The organism is Streptomyces sp. NBC_01717, assembly GCF_036248255.1.
Taxonomy (GTDB): Bacteria; Actinomycetota; Actinomycetes; order Streptomycetales; family Streptomycetaceae; genus Streptomyces.
Window position 1 is genome coordinate 3132476 of record NZ_CP109178.1, and the last position, 17006, is coordinate 3149481.

Here is a 17006-nt window from a genome sequence, read left to right on the forward strand (position 1 = left end):
CCTAGGCCTCCCTTCGGGTACGGGGGTCGAGGACCATGTAGATCACGTCGGCGAGGAGGTTCGCCGCGAGGACGGAGAGCGTGATGATCAGGAAGATGCCCTGCATCAGGGGGTAGTCCTTGGCAGCCACACCCTGGAAGAGCTGGTAGCCGATGCCCGGGTAGGAGAAGACCATCTCCACCAGCAGCGTGCCGCCGACGATGAAGCCCAGGGAGAGGGCGAAGCCGGAGATGTTGGGCAGGATCGCGTTGCGTGCCGCGTATCCGAACATCACCCGCCGCTCGGAGAGCCCCTTGGCCTGGGCGACCATGACGTAGTCCTCGCTGGACACCGTCACCATCATGTTCCGCATGCCCAGGATCCAGCCGGCCATTGCGCTGAGCACGATCGTCAGGCCCGGCAGCGCGGCGTGATAGAGCGCGCTGGAGACGAACGGCCAGTCGAAGGCCGGCACCAGGGCGTTGTCGTATCCGCCCGAGGCCGGGAAGAGCGGCCACTTCACGGCGAACAGCGCGATGGCGATGAGTCCCAGCCAGAAGTACGGAATGGCGGAGATGAACGTGGTGACGGGCAGCAGGCTGTCCATCCAGGAGCCGCGCCGCCAGCCGGTGAAGACGCCGATGCCGGTGCCGAGCGCGAAGCTGATCAGGGTGGTGACGCCGACGAGCGCCAGCGTCCACGGCAGCGACTGACTGATCACCTCGCTGACCGGCGTCGGGAAGAAGGTGAAGGACAGCCCGAGGTCGCCGTCCAGCAGATGCGACCAGTAGTCGGTGTACTGCTCCCAGAGCGACATGTGTTTGTCGAGACCGAAGAGCGCCGTGAGCGAGTCGATGGCGCTGGTGTCCAGCTGGCCCTGGAAGCGGGAGAGGAGCGCCTGAACCGGGTCCCCGGGCATCAGGCGCGGGATCAGGAAGTTGATGGTGATCGCGGCCCACGCGGTGACCAGATAAAAGGCGAGCCGTTGCAGCAGATACTTCACTTCGCAGCCTCCTTCTGGTGGTCGTCGGCGGCTTCCGCGTACAGCCAGCAGGCCGCCCACTGGCCGTCCGCCAGGTCGAAGCGCGGCGGCAGTTCGGTGCGGCAGCGCTCCATCGCCTTCGGGCACCGCGGGTGGAAGCGGCAGCCGGCCGGCGGGGCGATCAGCGAGGGCGGTTCGCCACTGCCGGTCTCCTCCTGTTCCTCCTCGGCGACCACCCGGTCCGGGTCGGGTGCCGAGGCGATGAGCAACTGGGTATAGGGATGTGCGGGGCGCTGGGTGACGGTCTCGCTGTCCCCGCCCTCGACGATCCGGCCCGCGTACATCACCAGCGTGGTGTCCGCGAAGTAGCGGGCGGAGGCGATGTCGTGGGTGATGTAGAGGATCGCCAGATGGAGGCGTTCCTTGAGGTCCCGCAGCAGATTGAGGACGCCGAGCCGGATGGAGACGTCGAGCATCGAGACGGGCTCGTCGGCCAGGAGGACCTTCGGGTCGGCGCCGAGCGCACGGGCGATGGCGACGCGCTGGCGCTGGCCACCGGAGAGCTCGTGCGGGAACTTGTCGAGGTACTGGGCGGCAGGGGTGAGCTGCACCCGTTCCAGCAGTGCGGCGAGTTCGGTCCCGGTCGCCTCCCGGCCGTGGATCTTCAGCGACCGGGTGAGGTGGTAGCGCACGGTGTGCACCGGATTGAGCGAGGCGAACGGGTCCTGGAAGATCAGCTGGACCTGTCGTACGTACGAGCGGAAGGACCGGCCACGGCCCGCCTTCACCGCCTTGCCGCCCAGCCGGATCTCACCCTCGGTGAGCGGATACAGCTGGGAGAGCAGCCGGGCGACGGTGGATTTCCCGGAGCCGGACTCCCCTACCAGGGCCGTGACGGTGCCGCGCCGCAGTTGCAGCGAGACGTCGTCGACGGCGTGGACGGTGCGACGCCGGCGCGAGACGAGATCGCGGCCGGTGCGGCGGACGGGGAAGTGCTTGGTGACTCCGCGTGCTTCGAGCACGATGTCGTCGATCTGATCGGTGGTGGTGGTCATGGCCGGTCCGTTTCCCCGTACTACTTGGAGGGCTTGAGCTTCAGCACGATCTGCAGCGCTGAGGGCTGGGTGTGCTGCGGCGGGGCGTACGGGTCGGCCTCGGTGGGCCAGCCCACCCAGTTCTTCGTGGAGTACTCGGCTCCGATGGGGGCGGCGGCCGTCGGGATCATCGGCGCCTGCTCGACCATGATCTTCTGGAGCTTGTTCATGGCCGCGGTGCGGGTGGCCTCCTCGGTGGCGTTGGCGAAGTCCTTGAGCGCCTGGGTCGCCTCGGGGCTCTTGAACCGGCCGAAGTTGCCTGTCTGGGAGGCCTTGCCGATGGGCTGGAGGATCGCGCCGTCCATGATGTTCTGGTACATGTCGTACGGGGTCGCACCGCTGTTGGTCCAGTGCAGGGTGGCGTCGAAGTTGCCGTTGGCGACGTCCGCGCCCCAGGCCTCGGCGGTCTGCGTCTTGACCTTCGCCTCGATGCCGAGTTGCTTGATGTTGTCCTTGATGATGGAGAGCCCGGTGATGTAGTCGTTCCAGCCGGCCGGGTCGGTGAACGTGAGCTTCACCGGCTTGCCGCTCGGGTCCTTGAGCACGCCGCCGGAGAGCTTGAACCCGGCCTCGTCGAGGATCTTCTTGGCGCCGGCCACATCGGGTGCGGTCGTGGCGCTCTTGTACTCGGGCGCCAGGAACGAGTCACCGGCGGGCAGCGGGATGCCGGTCGGGTTGGTGATCTCCGGGTAGAGCGTCGCCTCGGCCTGGGTGTAGATCGCCTTGCGGTCGACGACCATCGCCATGGCCTTGCGCAGCGCCGGGTTGTCGAACGGCTTGCGGGCGGTGTTGAACCACAGTCCGTGGATGCCGAGGCCCGAGGGGAACCACAGCTTGTGGTTCTTGGGGTCCTTGTTGATGAACAGCTGCTTGTAGTTCGGCATGAAGACGAACGACCACTCGAGCTTTCCGCTCGCCAGCGCCGTGGTCGCCGCGCTGTTGTCGTTGTACGCGCTGTACCGCAGCTCCTTGACCTTCGTCGCGCCCTTCCAGTACGTGGGCGTGGCGGTCAGCGTGGTGGTCTGCGGGGTGAACGTCTTGAGCTTGTACGGGCCGGAGCCGACCGGGTTCCGGTTGGGCCAGGTCTCCGGGTCCTTGACGCCTTCCCAGATGTGCTTGGGAACGATGAAGGTCTGGATGATCTTGTTCTGGTTGACGTACTGGGAGTCCTTGAAGGTCAGGACGACCTTCTTGCCCTCGACGGCGACGCCGTCGAACGGGATGCCGTTCCAGTTGAGCGCCGAGTGCGTCTTCAGCAGGTTGAACGTGTACGCGACGTCATCGGCGGTCAGCGGCTTGCCGTCGGCCCACTTCGCCTTGGGGTCGAGGCTGAAGGTGACCTTGGTGAAGTTGTCCTCCCACGTCCAGTCGGTCGCCAGCCACGGCTCGGCCTTGTCCGCGGGCTTGATCTGGTTCGTCATCGCCAGCGGCTCGTAGATCATGTAGCGGTAGCCGAGCGTGGCGCCGGCCGAGGTGTTCAGGAACGGGTTGCTGTTGTTGGTCTGCGGTCCGTCCGGCTTGCCCAGGGTCAGCACGCCGGAGGCGCCGCCACCCCCTTTGTTGGCACCCGAGTTGGCGGACGAGCAACCGGTGGCGAGCGCGACCACGACGGTGGCTATTGAGAGCGCTCTCAGTGCGGGGCGGCGGCGTGCGGACATGGCGACTCCAGGAAGGACTGCGGTTCCGGAGGATCCGGGACGGAGGGCGGTCGGCGCTCGGCGCGCCGGGTACGGGTGGTGCGGTTACTGCGGGTGGTACCGATGGTGCGGTGGTGCGGTTGGTGCCGAGGTGCGCGGGGAGGCGCGTGGGCGACAAGGGGTGCGGCGGCCGGGAGGGAGCCCGGCGGGACCGCTACGGCGCCGAGAGGCGCACGACCAGTTCGGTGGGCAGCACGACCGGTCCGTCGGGGGTGGCCGTGCCGCCGAGATGGGAGAGCAGCAGCCGCGCAGCCGTCTCACCCATCTGCCGGGTGGGCTGGCGCACGGTGGTCAGCGGTGGTTCGGTGTGCTCGGCCATCGGGATGTCGTCGAAGCCGACCACGGCGATGTCGTCGGGCACCGACCGGCCGGCCGCGCGCAACGCCCGCAGCACGCCCGCCGCGCTGATGTCGTTGTGCGCGAAGACCGAGTCGAACTGCGCGCCTTCGGCGAGGAGTTGTTCCACCGCCTGTCGACCGGACCGTTCGGTGAAGTCCCCGTGGACGACGAGATCGGTCTGCAGGACCGTACGGAATCCGTCCAGCCGGTCGCGTACACAGCCGAAGTGCTGGGGGCCCGTGAGGACCAGGGGCCTGGTGCGTCCGGCGGCCAGCAGATGGCGGGCGGCGGACGCGCCTCCTTCGTGGTTGGTGGTCACGACGGAGGGGAACTCGGGGTGGTGGCCGCGATCGTCGATGAGCACGATCGGCAGGCCGCCACGGTGCAGTGCGGTGAGGTGGTCCAGGGTGTTCTCGGGTTCGACGACGACGAGTCCGTCGAAGGCCCGCGCCGACACCTGGCTGGTGAAGCGCTCCACGGACTCGGCACCCCGGTTGCAGGTGAAGAGCAGCAGCCCGTAGTCGGCGGCCTCGACGGTGTCGACGACACCTTGGAGCACTTCGCCCATCCACGGCCAGGTGAGCGAGGGCACCAGCATGCCGACCGTACGGCTGCTGCCGCGGGCCAGTCCGACGGCACCCGAGCTGGGTACGTAACCAAGTGTTGCGATCACTTCGCGAACACGGGCTGCCGTTGAACCGTCCACCTCACCTTTGGCGTTGATGACCCGGGACACGGTCGTCTTGCTGACGCCGGCCTCACGGGCGACATCGGCGATGGTGACACGCATCGGGGGGCCTCCAGGACAAGGCGGGACAGGGTGCGGCACCGGTACCGCAACCGGTACCGCAACCGGTTCCGGAACCGGTACCGGCGTTGCGGCGTGAGTTAACCCCGCTGGAACAGTGCCGTCAATACTTCACGTCGACATTGGTCCGTACCCATATCCCCAGCAGGCAGGACGCGTTGCGCATTCAAGTTGTGAACACACGCCCCCTTGACGCGAGCCCTCAACAGCAGTTCACTCACGCCTCGATCGACGGCAACTCCCCCACAGTCCCTGCCGAGAAAGGCAGCAGCCCATGATCAGATCAAGCAGAGCCGCTCGCGCGCTGGTCGCCGCAGTGCTCGCGACCGCGGGTCTCAGCGGGCTCTCGTCCGGAACGGCGCAGGCCGCCGGTGAGACCGTGAACATCGCGCTGACCACGACGGACGACGCCGGTGGCCGACATGTCACCCGCGGCCTGGAAGCCCAGACCCCGATCGCCTTCGGCGCCGGGAACGGTGGCAGCGGCACGAACATCACGGTCGACGAGAACACCCGCTACCAGACGTTCACGGGCGGCGGCGCCTCGTTCACCGACACGGCCGCGTACTTGATGAAGAGCAGCGGGGCGCTCAGCCAGGCGACCCGCGACGCGACGATGAAGAAGCTGTTCTCCCCCACCGAGGGCATCGGGCTCTCGTTCGTACGCAATCCGATGGGCGGCTCGGACCTCGCCAGGACCGGCTACACGTACGACGACGTACCGTCCGGCCAGACCGACCCGTCGCTGGCGAAATTCTCGATCGCACACGATCTGGAGGACGTGCTCCCGCTGACCAAGCAGGCCGAGCAGCTCAACCCGGCGCTGACGACGGTCGCGTCGCCGTGGACCGCGCCGGCCTGGATGAAGGACAGCGGCCAGCTGAACGGCGGCTGGCTGAAGGCGGAGAACTACGGCACCTACGCCGACTACTTCGTGAAGTACCTCCAGGCGTACAGGGACCAGGGCGTTCCGGTCGATTACGTCACCGCGCAGAACGAGCCGACCTGCTGCTCCGGCTATCCGTCGATGAGCTGGAACGGCTCGGGGCTCGCCTACTTCACCAAGACCGAACTGCTGCCGAAACTCCAGTCCGCCGGGCTCGCCACCAAGGTCCTCGCCCACGACTGGAACTGGGACACCTACGACGCCTACGCGGCGGCCACGGTGGACGACCCGGCGGTGCGCAACCACCCGAACTTCGGCGGGGTCGCCTGGCACGGCTACGGCGGTGACGTCACCAAGCAGACCACCGTGCACAACCAGTACCCGGCGATGGACGCCTTCCAGACCGAGCACTCCGGCGGCACCTGGATCGCCGACCAGCAGCGCGAGGACATGCTCAACATCGTCGACTACACCCGTAACTGGGCGAAGTCGGTGACCAAGTGGTCCCTGGCCGTGGACCAGAACCGGGGTCCGCACAACGGCGGCTGCGGCACCTGTGACGGGCTGATCACCGTGCACAACGGGGACAGCAGGAGCGGGCAGGTCGACTACAACATCGAGTACTACACGATGGGTCATCTGACGAAGTTCGTCCGGCCCGGCGCCCAGCGGATCGCCTCGACGGCCAGCTCCACCGTGCCCAACGTGGCATGGCGCAACCCGGACGGCTCGAAGGCGCTGATCGCCTACAACGGCGGTACCTCGGCGCAACAGGTCACCGTCAACTGGGGCGGCCAGAAGTTCACCTACTCCCTGCCTGGCCGCACCTCGGCGACGTTCACCTGGTCCGGCAGCCCGTCCGGCTCCACCGGCGCCTCGGGCGTCCTCTCGGGCCCTGCGGGCAAGTGCCTGGACGTCGCGGGCGGCAGCAGCGCCGACGGGACGGCCGTCCAGCTCTATGACTGCAACGGCTCGGCGGCGCAGCGCTGGACGGTGGCAGCGGACGGTTCCATCCAGGCGTTGGGTTCCTGCCTGGATGTGACGTCCGCGTCGACGGCCAACGGAGCAAAGGTGCAGCTGTACACCTGCAACGGTTCCTCGGCGCAGCGCTGGACGTACAACTCCTCGACGGGCGACGTCGTCAACACGGCCGCGGACAAGTGTCTGGACATCACCGACCAGTCGACGGCGAACGGGGCTCGCGCCCAGATCTGGACCTGCACCGGAGCCGCCAACCAGAAGTGGCATCTCCAGTAACAGGGCCGGTCTGTCCGGGGGGAGGGGCGGGCCCGCGGAGACTGCTCCGTGGGTCCGCCCCTGGCCGGGCCGGCTACTCCGTGGGCTCGACCCCGGCCCGCAGCAGGCCGTAGGTGTACGCGTCCTCCAGCGCCTGCCAGGACGCCGCGATGACGTTCTCCGCGACGCCGACGGTCGCCCAGTCGCCGGTGCCGTCGCCCGTGGTGATGAGCACCCGGGTGGTGGACTCGGTGCCGGTGCGGCCCTCCAGGATGCGGACCTTGTAGTCGACCAGCTCCAACTTGGCCAGCTGCGGATAGATCCGCTCCAGGGCGACGCGCAGCGCCCGGTCGAGTGCGTTGACCGGGCCGTTGCCCTCGGCCGTGGCGACGAGACGCTCACCCTTGGCCCAGAGCTTCACGGTCGCCTCGTTGGCGTGGCTGCCGTCGGGGCGGTCCTCGACGATCGCGCGCCAGGACTCCGTACGGAAGTAGCGGCGCACCCGGCCCTCGGCCTCGGCGCGCAGCAGCAGTTCGAAGGAGGCGTCGGCGGCCTCGTACGTGTAGCCCTTGAGCTCGCGCTCCTTGACCCGCTCGACGACGCGCCCGATGAGCTCGCGGTCGCCCCCGAGGTCGATGCCGAGCTCCTTGCCCTTGAGCTCGATGGAGGCGCGGCCCGCCATGTCGGAGACGAGCATCCGCATGGTGTTGCCGACCAGCGCCGGGTCGATGTGCTGGTAGAGGTCCGGGTCGACCTTGATGGCGGAGGCGTGCAGCCCGGCCTTGTGGGCGAAGGCGGAGACACCCACATAGGGCTGGTGCGTGGAGGGCGTGAGGTTGACGACCTCGGCGATGGCGTGCGAGATGCGGGTCATGTCGGCGAGTGCGCCGTCGGGGAGGACGGCCTTGCCGTACTTCAGTTCCAGGGCGGCGACGACGGGGAAGAGGTTGGCGTTGCCGACCCGCTCGCCGTAGCCGTTCGCGGTGCACTGGACGTGCGTCGCGCCCGCGTCGACGGCGGCCAGGGTGTTGGCGACCGCGCAGCCGGTGTCGTCCTGGGCGTGGATGCCGAGCCGGGCGCCGGTGTCGGCGAGGACGGTGGAGACGACGGCCTGGACCTGGGCGGGGAGCATCCCGCCGTTGGTGTCGCAGAGGATGACGACATCGGCGCCGGCCTCGGAGGCCGCCCGGACGACGTCCTTGGCGTACTCGGGATTGGCGCGGTAACCGTCGAAGAAGTGCTCGCAGTCGACGAAGACCCGGCGGCCCTGCTCGCGCAGGTGGGAGACGGTGTCGCGGACCATCTCCAGGTTCTCGTCGAGCGTGGTGCGCAGGGCGAGTTCCACATGGCGGTCGTGCGACTTGGCGACCAGCGTGATCACCGGGGCACCCGACTCCAGCAACGCCTTGACCTGCGGGTCCTCGGAGGCCTTGCCGCCCGCCCTGCGGGTCGCGCCGAAGGCGACCAGCTCGGCGTTCTTGAACTCGATCTCCTGCTGGGCGCGGGCGAAGAACTCCGTGTCGCGGGGGTTGGCTCCGGGCCAGCCGCCCTCGATGAAGCCCACGCCGAAGTTGTCCAGGTGCCGGGCAATGGTCAGCTTGTCCGCGACCGTCAGGTTGATGCCTTCACGCTGTGCACCGTCGCGCAGTGTGGTGTCGAAGACATGGAAGCTGTCATCGGTGGCCTTGGCCTTGGTGGTCATGCTGATCTGACTCCTGTCGGATGAGTGGATCCGGACGATCGGGCTCCACTTGCCCCCATCATCGCGCGCGCATCGGCCCGGCCGAGGTGAGGGCCGGAAAACGAAAAAACCCCTCGCGGGTGCGAGAGGTCTGCGCGCGGGTCTGGGGCACGGTGGCCGCTCCGCATCTGGTGGTACGGGACGGTCACTGCGGACCGGCGCGCCTGTTGCCAATAATCATGACGAACAAGGACACGGAGGCAGTCTCGCACAGCACCGCCTCCGTGCCGTCGGCCGTCTCAGGATGCGGGCGTGACGCTCGTCGCCCCGGACTGCTCCGTCGCCTGCCCGGTTTTCGGGTCGGCCGCGCCGACCCGGCCCAGGTCGATGTCGCGGGTCTCGCGCATCGTCAGATAGACGACGAGGGAGACCGCGGCGCAGCCCGCCACGTACCAGTAGAAGCCCGACTCGATACCCGCGTCCTTGAACCAGAGCGCCACATATTCGGCGGTGCCGCCGAAGAGGGCGTTGGCGAGGGCGTACGGGAGGGCGACACCGAGTGCGCGGATGCCGGTCGGGAAGAGCTCGGCCTTCACACAGGCGTTGATCGAGGTGTAGCCGGTGACGACGACCAGAGCGAGCAGCGCCAGGCCGAACGCCGGCCAGAAGGTCCCCGCGTTCTTGAGCATCGTCATGATCGGCACGGTCAGGAAGGTGGAACCGACGGCGAAGGTGATCAGCAGCGGGCGGCGGCCGACCCTGTCGGAGACCATGCCGGCCAGCGGCTGGATGCACATGAAGACGAACAGGGCGCAGAAGCTGACGAGCGAGGCGGTGGACTTCTCCATGCCGGCGCTCTTGGAGAGGAACTTGGTGAGGTATGTCGTGTACGTGTAGTACGCGACGGTCCCGCCCATGGTCAGCGCCATCACCAGGAACGCCTCGCGCTTGTGCTTCCACAGCGCCTTCAGCGTGCCCCGGTCCTGCTCGGCGGCCGCGCCGGACTCGGCGTACACCTCGGTCTCCAGCATGGAGCGGCGCAGATAGAAGACGATGGCCGCGCCGAGCGCACCGACGACGAACGGGATGCGCCAGCCCCAGCTGTGCAGCGCCGCGTCGGACATGTTGCGCTGCAGGACGATCTGCAGGCCGAGGCCGACGAGCTGTCCGGCGGTCATGGACACGTACTGGAAGCTGGAGGCGAAGCCGCGCCGGTGGGGTGCGGACGCCTCGGTGAGGTAGGTGGCGCTGGCTGCGTACTCGCCGCCGACCGAGAGGCCCTGGAGGAGCCGGGCCACCAGCAGGACGGCCACGCCGCCGTACCCCGCCACGGCGTAGGTCGGCGCGATGGCGATGAGGATCGCGGAGGCCGACATGAGGGTGACGGTGAGGGTCAGCGCGGCCTTGCGTCCCCTGCGGTCACCGATCCGGCCGAGCAGCCAGCCGCCGACCGGCCGCATGAAGAAGCCGACGGCGAAGATGCCCATGGTGTTCATGAGATTCGCGGTCTCATTGCCTTCGGGGAAGAACGAGTCCGCGAAGTAGACCGCGAAGGTCGCGTACACGAACCAGTCGAACCACTCGACCATGTTGCCGGCGGAGCCGACCCAGATTTTCTTCCACTGCTCTCGTCCCATGGTCTGTCACCGTGCCCCAACGGCCAGGAACGTAACAAGAGTGCATAGGGCAACGATCATGCGTACTTACGTGCGTTGCGTTCACGGCCGGGCGAACAGCCGCGGCGACGGCGGTCCGGACTACCCGATCGGCGGCGGGGCGGCGCGGTCGCCGGTGGTAGGGATCCACGGTGACCTCGCAGCCGCCCACCGGCCCGCCGTCCGGCCCGCTGTCCCCACCGCCGCCGCCCGGTCCCGGACCGGGGCCGGGGCCGGGGCCGGGGCCGGGCGGCGGTTCGGGCCGGGGCCCGTCCGGCCGGCGCTCCCCCCGCGACCTGGTGCTGATCGCCGCCGGCGCGGCGGTGGTGGCGCTGGGGCTGGTCGTGCTGCTGCGCGCCATCGGCGACGACAGCCCGGGCGGCGGTTCCTCGACCCCTGCGGGCACCGGCGCGACCACGACCCCGCAGGCCCACAGGGTCGTACGGAGCGCCGCGCTGACCCCCGCGGACTGGGGCCCCGGGTTCGTCAAGTCCGCTCCGTACGAACGGGATCCGCTGGCGGAGACGGTGGTGCGGAAGAACTGCACACTCGCCGCGAAGCCGAACAGGACTGGCACGCTGGCCGCGCTCGGGCGGCGGTCCCGGAAGGCCGCGCCCTACGAGAACGGACTCTCCCGGATCCGGGTGTACGCGGACACCACCACCGCGAAGAAGTTCCTGACCGACGGCAAGAACGCCGTCGGCCGCTGCCCGAACCAGCGGGACGGCAAGGCCCGCTGGAAGGACATCCGCGAGACCACCCCGCCGGACCTGCCCGGCTTCGACGACCTGGTGACCGAGCAGGGCACGCTGGTCAGGTACAACGACGGCTCGGCCGCGGACATCCGTTATGTCCTGCTGACCGGCCGCACCGGCGCCACCGTGATGACCAGCTATCTGTCCGGCCCGCCCGAGGTGGTGCAGCAGATCCACCAGGGCGCCGAGGACGCGTTCGCGCTGATGCGCAGCCGACTGCCGCAGCGGTGAAACGGGCGGCGGCGTCAGGCGAGCGACTCGTCCAGGAACTCCCGTACATGGGCGAGGATTCCGCCCCGGTCGGTGCCCGGCAGGCCGATCGCCACATGGATGCTGAACCCGTCGAGCAGGGCGCGCAGCCGGGTCGCGTACCGTTCGGCGTCGACGGCCCGGAACTCCCCGTGCGAGGCGCCCTCCGCCAGTAGCGCCACCAGGTCCCGGTGCCAGGCCCGCTCGATCGCGGCCTGCCGGGCACGTGCGTCGGCGTCCGCGTTCTGCGAGCGGTTCCAGACCTCCAGCCAGAGCGTCCAGTGCGGATCGCGGTGGCCGTCGGGGATGTACAGGTCGACGTACGCGTCGAGCCGCTCACGGACCGGGATCTGCCGGGCCAGCAGTTCCCTCCGCTGTGCTCCGAGCCTGCCCTCGCTCCACTCCAGGGCCTGGAGCAGCAGCTCGTCCTTGGTACGGAAGTAGTAGAGGAGATGCCCGCTGCTCATGGAGACCTCACGGCCGAGACCGGCCATGGTGAGCCCGTCCAGACCGCGTTCGGCGATGGTGGCCATGGCGGCGGCCAGCACCTCCTCCCGGGGCGGGGCGGTGTTGCGGCGGCGCGGGCCGGGGGTCATCGGTGGGCTCCCACGGTCCAGCCGTCCGGCACCGGGTGGATGCGCCGGAGCACGTGGCCCTGTGCGGCGTGCCGGACGTCGCTCTCCATGCAATCCATCAGACCCTCGGCTGCTGCTGCGTGATGCAGTGGATGCCTCCACCACCCGCGAAGATCGTACGTGCGTCGACCAGGGTCACGGTCCGCTCGGGGTAGAGGCGGCGGAAGATGCCCGCGGCGATCTCGTCGCGGGGGTCGTCGAAGCCGCACAGCACCACGCCGCCGTTGCAGACGTAGTGGTTGATGTACGAGTAGTCGACCCAGTGACCGTCCTCGTCCCGCACCACGGTCGGGGCAGGGACCTCGACGACCTCCAGGGGACGGCCCCGGGCGTCGGTCCGGGACCTGAGCATCTCCACGTTCTCCTTGCAGAGCTCGTGGTCGGGGTGGGACGGGTCCGGCTGGGTGTGGACGACGACGACTCCGGGGCCGGCGAACGCGGCGACGATGTCGACATGGCCGAGGGTACCGAAGCCGTGCGGCGGGTAGTCGCCGGTCAGACCGCACTTCAGCCAGATCGCCTTCGTGGTGCCCAGTCTGGCGTGGATCTCGGCCTCGACCATTTCCTTGGTCCAGCCCGGGTTGCGTTCCTTGCCGAGCTGGACGGTCTCGGTGAGCAGGACGGTGCCCTCGCCGTCGACGTGGATACCGCCGCCCTCGTTGACCAGCGGTGAACTGTGCACGGGGACCCCTGCGAGATCCGCGACATGGCGGGCGATCTTCGCGTCGTGTTCCCAGGTCGCCCAGTCCTGTGCGCCCCATCCGTTGAAGACCCAGTCCACGGCCGCCAGTCGGCTGCCGTCGGTGACGAAGGTCGGACCGATGTCACGCATCCAGGCGTCGTCCAGTTCGCGCTCGACCAGATCGATGTCCGGGCCGAGTGCGGCGCGGGCGCCCTCCGCCTGGCCGGGACCGACGACCATGGTGACCGGTTCGAAGCGGCGCACGGCACGGGCCACCGACGCCCATGCCCTGCGGGACTCGGCGAGGTCGTCACCGGTGAACGTGACGTTGGGCCCCGGCCAGGCCATCCAGGTGCGCTCGTGCGGGGCCCACTCGGGCGGCATACGGAAGGTCATGTCGTCGGACTCCTCGTCCTTACAGGAAATAGAGGCGGTTGAGGGAGATCGATTCGGCGGGTCCGGAGCGCACCGGTTCACCGTCCAGCGTGACCAGGCCGCTGTGCCCGTCCACCGCCACGTCCCCGATACGGGAGTTGAGCCGGAGATCGGACGGGCCGATCCCCCGGGTGCCGCGTACGGCGACCCTGCGTCGTCGCGTCGGCATCAGGTCGGAGCCCAGCTCGGTCGCGGCCTTTGCCACGAAAGCCACCGAGAGGTCCGCGGGGGTCGCTCCGTACGCTCCGAACTGCGGTCCCAGGACGAGGGGTTCACAGGTGTCGGTCGCGGCGTTGGGGTCGCCCGTCACCCCGTAGGCCGGGAAGCCCGACTTCAGCACGAGCTGCGGCTTCGCGCCGAAGTACTGCGGCTTCCAGAGCACGATGTCGGCGAGCTTGCCCACCTCGATCGACCCGATCTCGTGCGCGAGACCGTGCGCGATGGCGGGGTTGATCGTCAGCTTTGCCATGTAGCGCAGCACCCGGGCGTTGTCGTCGTGGGCGCCGTCGCCCTCCATCGGGCCCAGCTCGGCCTTCATCTTCCCGGCCATGGCGAAGGTGCGGCGCACGGTCTCGCCCGCGCGGCCCATCCCCTGGGCGTCCGACGAGGTGATGCCGATGGCGCCGAGGTCGTGCAGCACGTCCTCGGCACCCATCGTTCCGGCCCTGATCCGGTCCCGTGCCATCGCGGCGTCCCCGGGCAGGTCGGTCTTGAGGTCGTGTACGGAGACGATCATCCCGTAGTGCTCGGCGACCGCGTCCCGGCCGAACGGAAGGGTCGGGTTGGTGGAGGAGCCGATCACGTTGGGGACGCCCGCCATCTTGAGGACGTTCGGTACGTGGCCGCCACCGCAGCCCTCGATGTGGAAGGCGTGGATCGTCCGGCCGTCGAGGACGCGCAGGGTGTCCTCGACGGAGAGGCATTCGTTCAGCCCGTCGCTGTGGAGGGCGACCTGTACGTCGTGCTCCTCGGCGACCCGCAGGGCCGTGTCGAGCGCCCGGGTGTGCGCGCCCATGTCCTCGTGCACCTTGAAGCCGGACGCGCCGCCTTCGGCGAGCGCCTCCACCAGCGGCGCGTCGTCGGAGGACGAACCGCGGGCCAGGAAGCCGATGTTGACCGGCCAGGCGTCGAAGGCGTTGAAGGCGTGGCGCAGCGCCCACGGCGAGTTGACGCCGACGCCCCAGACGGGGCCGAACTCCTGGCCGATGACCGTGGTGACACCGGAGGCGAGCGAGGCCTCCATGATGCGCGGCGAGAGCAGATGGACATGGGTGTCGACGGCGCCTGCCGTCGCGATCATGCCCTCGCCGGACACGATCGTGGTGCCCGTACCGACGACGACGTCCACACCATCGAGCGTGTCCGGGTTCCCGGCCCGTCCGATCGAGCAGATCCGGCCTTCGCGGATGCCGATGGAGACCTTCCGGATGCCCAGCGCGGCGTCGATGACCAGCACATTGCTGATGACGACGTCACAGGTGTCGCGTACGGCGGCGGCCTTGAGGTGCAGGCCGTCGCGCGCGGTCTTGCCGAAGCCGGCCAGGAACTCGTCGCCGGGCGCCTGCGCGTCCGACTCCACGCGCACCACCAGTCCGGAGTCGCCGAGGACGACCCGGTCGCCGGCGCGCGGTCCGTGGACCGATGCGTATGCGTAGGGGTCCATCAGGCGTCCTCCGCTCCGAGATAGCCGCAGGCCGCCGCACGCCGCAGGGCCTCTTCCTTCGCTCCGGGCGCGTCCAGCGGACCGTCGACCAGGCCCGCGAAGCCGATCGCGATCCGGGCGCCACCGATCGGCAGCAGGCCGACCTCGGTCTCGCCACCCGGATCGAAGCGGACCGACGCTCCGGCGGGGACGCACAGCCGCATTCCGTACGCCGCGGCCCGGTCGAAGTCGAGCCGCGGGTTGGCCTCGAAGAAGTGGAAGTGCGAGGTGACGCTGACCGGGACGGTCGCGGTGTTGCGCACGGTCAGCCGCAGTTCGGGCCGGGGCTCGGCGTGCGGCGGTGCGGGCAGCACGGCGCCGGGCGCGGCGTTCGCCGGCCGGACTCCGGTGCCGGCGCCTATGGGGTCGGAGACGACGGCGAGCCGGGATCCGTCGTCGAAGACGGCCTCCACATGCACCTCCGTGACCACGTCCGCCACGCCGGGCAGGACGTCGTCGGGTCCCAGCACGCTGCGCGCGGCCTCGATCGCCTCCGCGAGCCGCCGCCCGTCCCGGGCCGCCTCGCAGACGGTGTCCGCGATGAGCGCGGTCGCCTCGGGGATGTTGAGCCTCAGTCCACGCGCGCGGCGCGCCCGTGCCAGTTCGGCGGCGCCGAAGAGCAGCAGCCGGTCACGCTCGGTCGGGGTCAGTCGCACGTCACCACACCTCCTATTTGAGCATCACTCTAATCATGAATTCCCCCTATGAGAACCGTTGGATGGCGCCGTACCCAACGTCACATAGAGCGGTGCTCAAATTGGCTGACAGGGGTCGCCCCATGCCGATGGAACAGCGCGGAGTCGACACCGTCGCGGAACCGGCGCAGCGCTCCACGCGACCTCGTCCCGACAGCCGTCCGCTCGGGGCCATCGGTACGCGGGGCAGCCGCGCGCAAAAGCGACTTCGCCCGCCCTGGCGGCTGCCGGGGCGGGCGAAGTCGTACCGGACCGGGAATCACCCGAGCGGGTGCATCCAGCCGTGGGTGTCCTCCGCGATACCGCGCTGGACGTCGAGGAGCCGGTCGCGCAGCTTCATCGTGACCTCGCCGGGCTTGCCGTCGCTCTGGGTCCACTCGCCGCCCGCGGACTTGACGATGCCGACGGGGGTGATGACGGCGGCGGTGCCGCAGGCGAAGACCTCGGTGAGGGTGCCGTTCTCGGTGTCGGCGCGCCACTGGTCGATGGAGACCCGGTCCTCCTCGGACTCGTAGCCGAGGTCACGGGCGACCCGGAGCAGCGAGTCACGGGTGACACCGGCGAGCAGCGAGCCGGTCAGGGCCGGGGTGACGATCTTGTTCCCGTACACGAAGTACAGGTTCATGCCACCGAGCTCCTCGACCCACTTGTGCTCGACCGCGTCGAGGTAGGCGACCTGCTCGCAGCCCTTCTCGGCGGCCTCGGCCTGGGCGAGGAGGGACGCGGCGTAGTTGCCGCCGGTCTTGGCGTCGCCCATGCCACCGGGGACGGCGCGGACCCGGTTCTCGGAGAGCCAGATGGAGACCGGCTTCACACCGCCGGGGAAGTAGGCGCCGGCGGGCGAGGCGATGACGATGAAGAGGTACTCGTTGGCGGGCTTCACACCGAGGCCGACCTCGGACGCGATCATGAAGGGGCGCAGGTAGAGCGACTCCTCGCCGCCGTGCGCCGGAACCCATGCCTTGTCCTGCTGGACCAGCACGTCGCACGCCTCGATGAACGTCTCCACCGGCAGCTCGGGCATGGCCAGACGGTGCGCGGACCGCTGGAAGCGCTTGGCGTTGGCCTCGGGGCGGAACGTGGCCACCGATCCGTCGGGCTGGCGGTAGGCCTTGAGCCCCTCGAAGATCTCCTGCGCGTAGTGCAGGACGTTGGTGGCGGGGTCGATCGACAGCGGGCCGTAGGGGACGAGCTGGCCGTCGTGCCAGCCGCGGCCTTCGGTCCACTTGATGATCACCATGTGATCGGTGAAGTAGCGGCCGAATCCGGGGTTGGCCAGGATCGCCTCGCGCTCCGCGTCGGACAGCGGGGTGGAAGAAGGCTTGAGCTCGATCGTGGGCGTCGTCATGAGTGCGTGTCCTTCACCGGTTTTGTGTGTGAGGGACCGCGCTCACGCCGCTCCTGTCAGACAGGTGCTAGGACGTCCGAGCTTTACCACAAGCCACGGCCCCGTTCGATTATCGCTCGAGGGGGGCCATGCACGAAATGACGTGATT

The 17006-nt window shown here is 69.2% G+C and carries 13 protein-coding genes; 2 read left to right on the top strand and 11 right to left on the bottom strand.

What is annotated here, in order from left to right:
• Nucleotide 1: 1 nt before the first annotated feature.
• From OHB49_RS14130 to OHB49_RS14145, 4 genes are all read right to left on the bottom strand, one after another.
• On the bottom strand, nucleotides 2–982 hold the full coding sequence (locus OHB49_RS14130; protein WP_329160610.1) for an ABC transporter permease: 981 nt from the start codon (nucleotides 980–982) through the stop codon (nucleotides 2–4).
• Nucleotides 979–2016, bottom strand: a complete 1038-nt coding sequence (locus OHB49_RS14135) for an ABC transporter ATP-binding protein (protein ID WP_329160612.1) — start codon at nucleotides 2014–2016, stop codon at nucleotides 979–981. Before OHB49_RS14135 ends, OHB49_RS14130 begins: the two co-directional genes overlap by 4 nt.
• 20 nt (nucleotides 2017–2036) lie before the next feature.
• Nucleotides 2037–3713, bottom strand: coding sequence for an ABC transporter substrate-binding protein (locus OHB49_RS14140; RefSeq protein WP_329160614.1), 1677 nt, complete (start codon nucleotides 3711–3713; stop codon nucleotides 2037–2039).
• A gap of 193 nt (nucleotides 3714–3906) precedes the next feature.
• The gene (locus tag OHB49_RS14145; RefSeq protein ID WP_030971241.1) at nucleotides 3907–4881 is read right to left on the bottom strand and encodes a LacI family DNA-binding transcriptional regulator; all 975 of its coding nucleotides are present in this window, start codon (nucleotides 4879–4881) and stop codon (nucleotides 3907–3909) included.
• Between the two features lie 292 nt (nucleotides 4882–5173).
• On the opposite strand from OHB49_RS14145, the gene OHB49_RS14150 reads away from it, so the two are divergent.
• Nucleotides 5174–7042, top strand: coding sequence for a lectin (locus OHB49_RS14150; protein WP_329160616.1), 1869 nt, complete (start codon nucleotides 5174–5176; stop codon nucleotides 7040–7042).
• 73 nt (nucleotides 7043–7115) lie between these two features.
• Here the strand turns inward: OHB49_RS14150 and cimA are convergent, their stop codons facing one another.
• Nucleotides 7116–8723, bottom strand: a complete 1608-nt coding sequence (cimA, locus tag OHB49_RS14155) for a citramalate synthase (RefSeq protein ID WP_329160618.1) — start codon at nucleotides 8721–8723, stop codon at nucleotides 7116–7118.
• A 278-nt stretch (nucleotides 8724–9001) separates the two neighbouring features.
• Nucleotides 9002–10339, bottom strand: coding sequence for an MFS transporter (locus OHB49_RS14160; RefSeq protein WP_329160619.1), 1338 nt, complete (start codon nucleotides 10337–10339; stop codon nucleotides 9002–9004).
• Between the two features lie 170 nt (nucleotides 10340–10509).
• Here OHB49_RS14160 and OHB49_RS14165 point away from each other — a divergent pair, with 170 nt between their 5' ends.
• Nucleotides 10510–11343, top strand: coding sequence for a hypothetical protein (locus tag OHB49_RS14165; protein ID WP_329160621.1), 834 nt, complete (start codon nucleotides 10510–10512; stop codon nucleotides 11341–11343).
• A gap of 14 nt (nucleotides 11344–11357) precedes the next feature.
• Here the strand turns inward: OHB49_RS14165 and OHB49_RS14170 are convergent, their stop codons facing one another.
• The 5 genes from OHB49_RS14170 to OHB49_RS14190 form a co-directional block, all read right to left on the bottom strand.
• Nucleotides 11358–11957, bottom strand: a complete 600-nt coding sequence (locus OHB49_RS14170) for a TetR/AcrR family transcriptional regulator (RefSeq protein WP_329160623.1) — start codon at nucleotides 11955–11957, stop codon at nucleotides 11358–11360.
• A gap of 97 nt (nucleotides 11958–12054) precedes the next feature.
• Nucleotides 12055–13074: an agmatine deiminase family protein gene (locus tag OHB49_RS14175; RefSeq protein ID WP_329160625.1), complete on the bottom strand. Its 1020-nt coding sequence runs from the start codon at nucleotides 13072–13074 to the stop codon at nucleotides 12055–12057.
• A 19-nt stretch (nucleotides 13075–13093) separates the two neighbouring features.
• Entirely contained in the window at nucleotides 13094–14776 is a 1683-nt protein-coding gene (locus OHB49_RS14180; protein WP_329160627.1) for an urease subunit alpha, read from the bottom strand.
• Entirely contained in the window at nucleotides 14776–15471 is a 696-nt protein-coding gene (gene ureA, locus OHB49_RS14185) for an urease subunit gamma (RefSeq protein WP_329160629.1), read from the bottom strand. The genes OHB49_RS14180 and ureA overlap by 1 nt, the downstream gene beginning before the upstream one ends.
• 298 nt (nucleotides 15472–15769) lie before the next feature.
• Nucleotides 15770–16858, bottom strand: a complete 1089-nt coding sequence (locus tag OHB49_RS14190) for a branched-chain amino acid aminotransferase (protein WP_030971257.1) — start codon at nucleotides 16856–16858, stop codon at nucleotides 15770–15772.
• Between the last annotated feature and the right edge of the window lie 148 nt (nucleotides 16859–17006).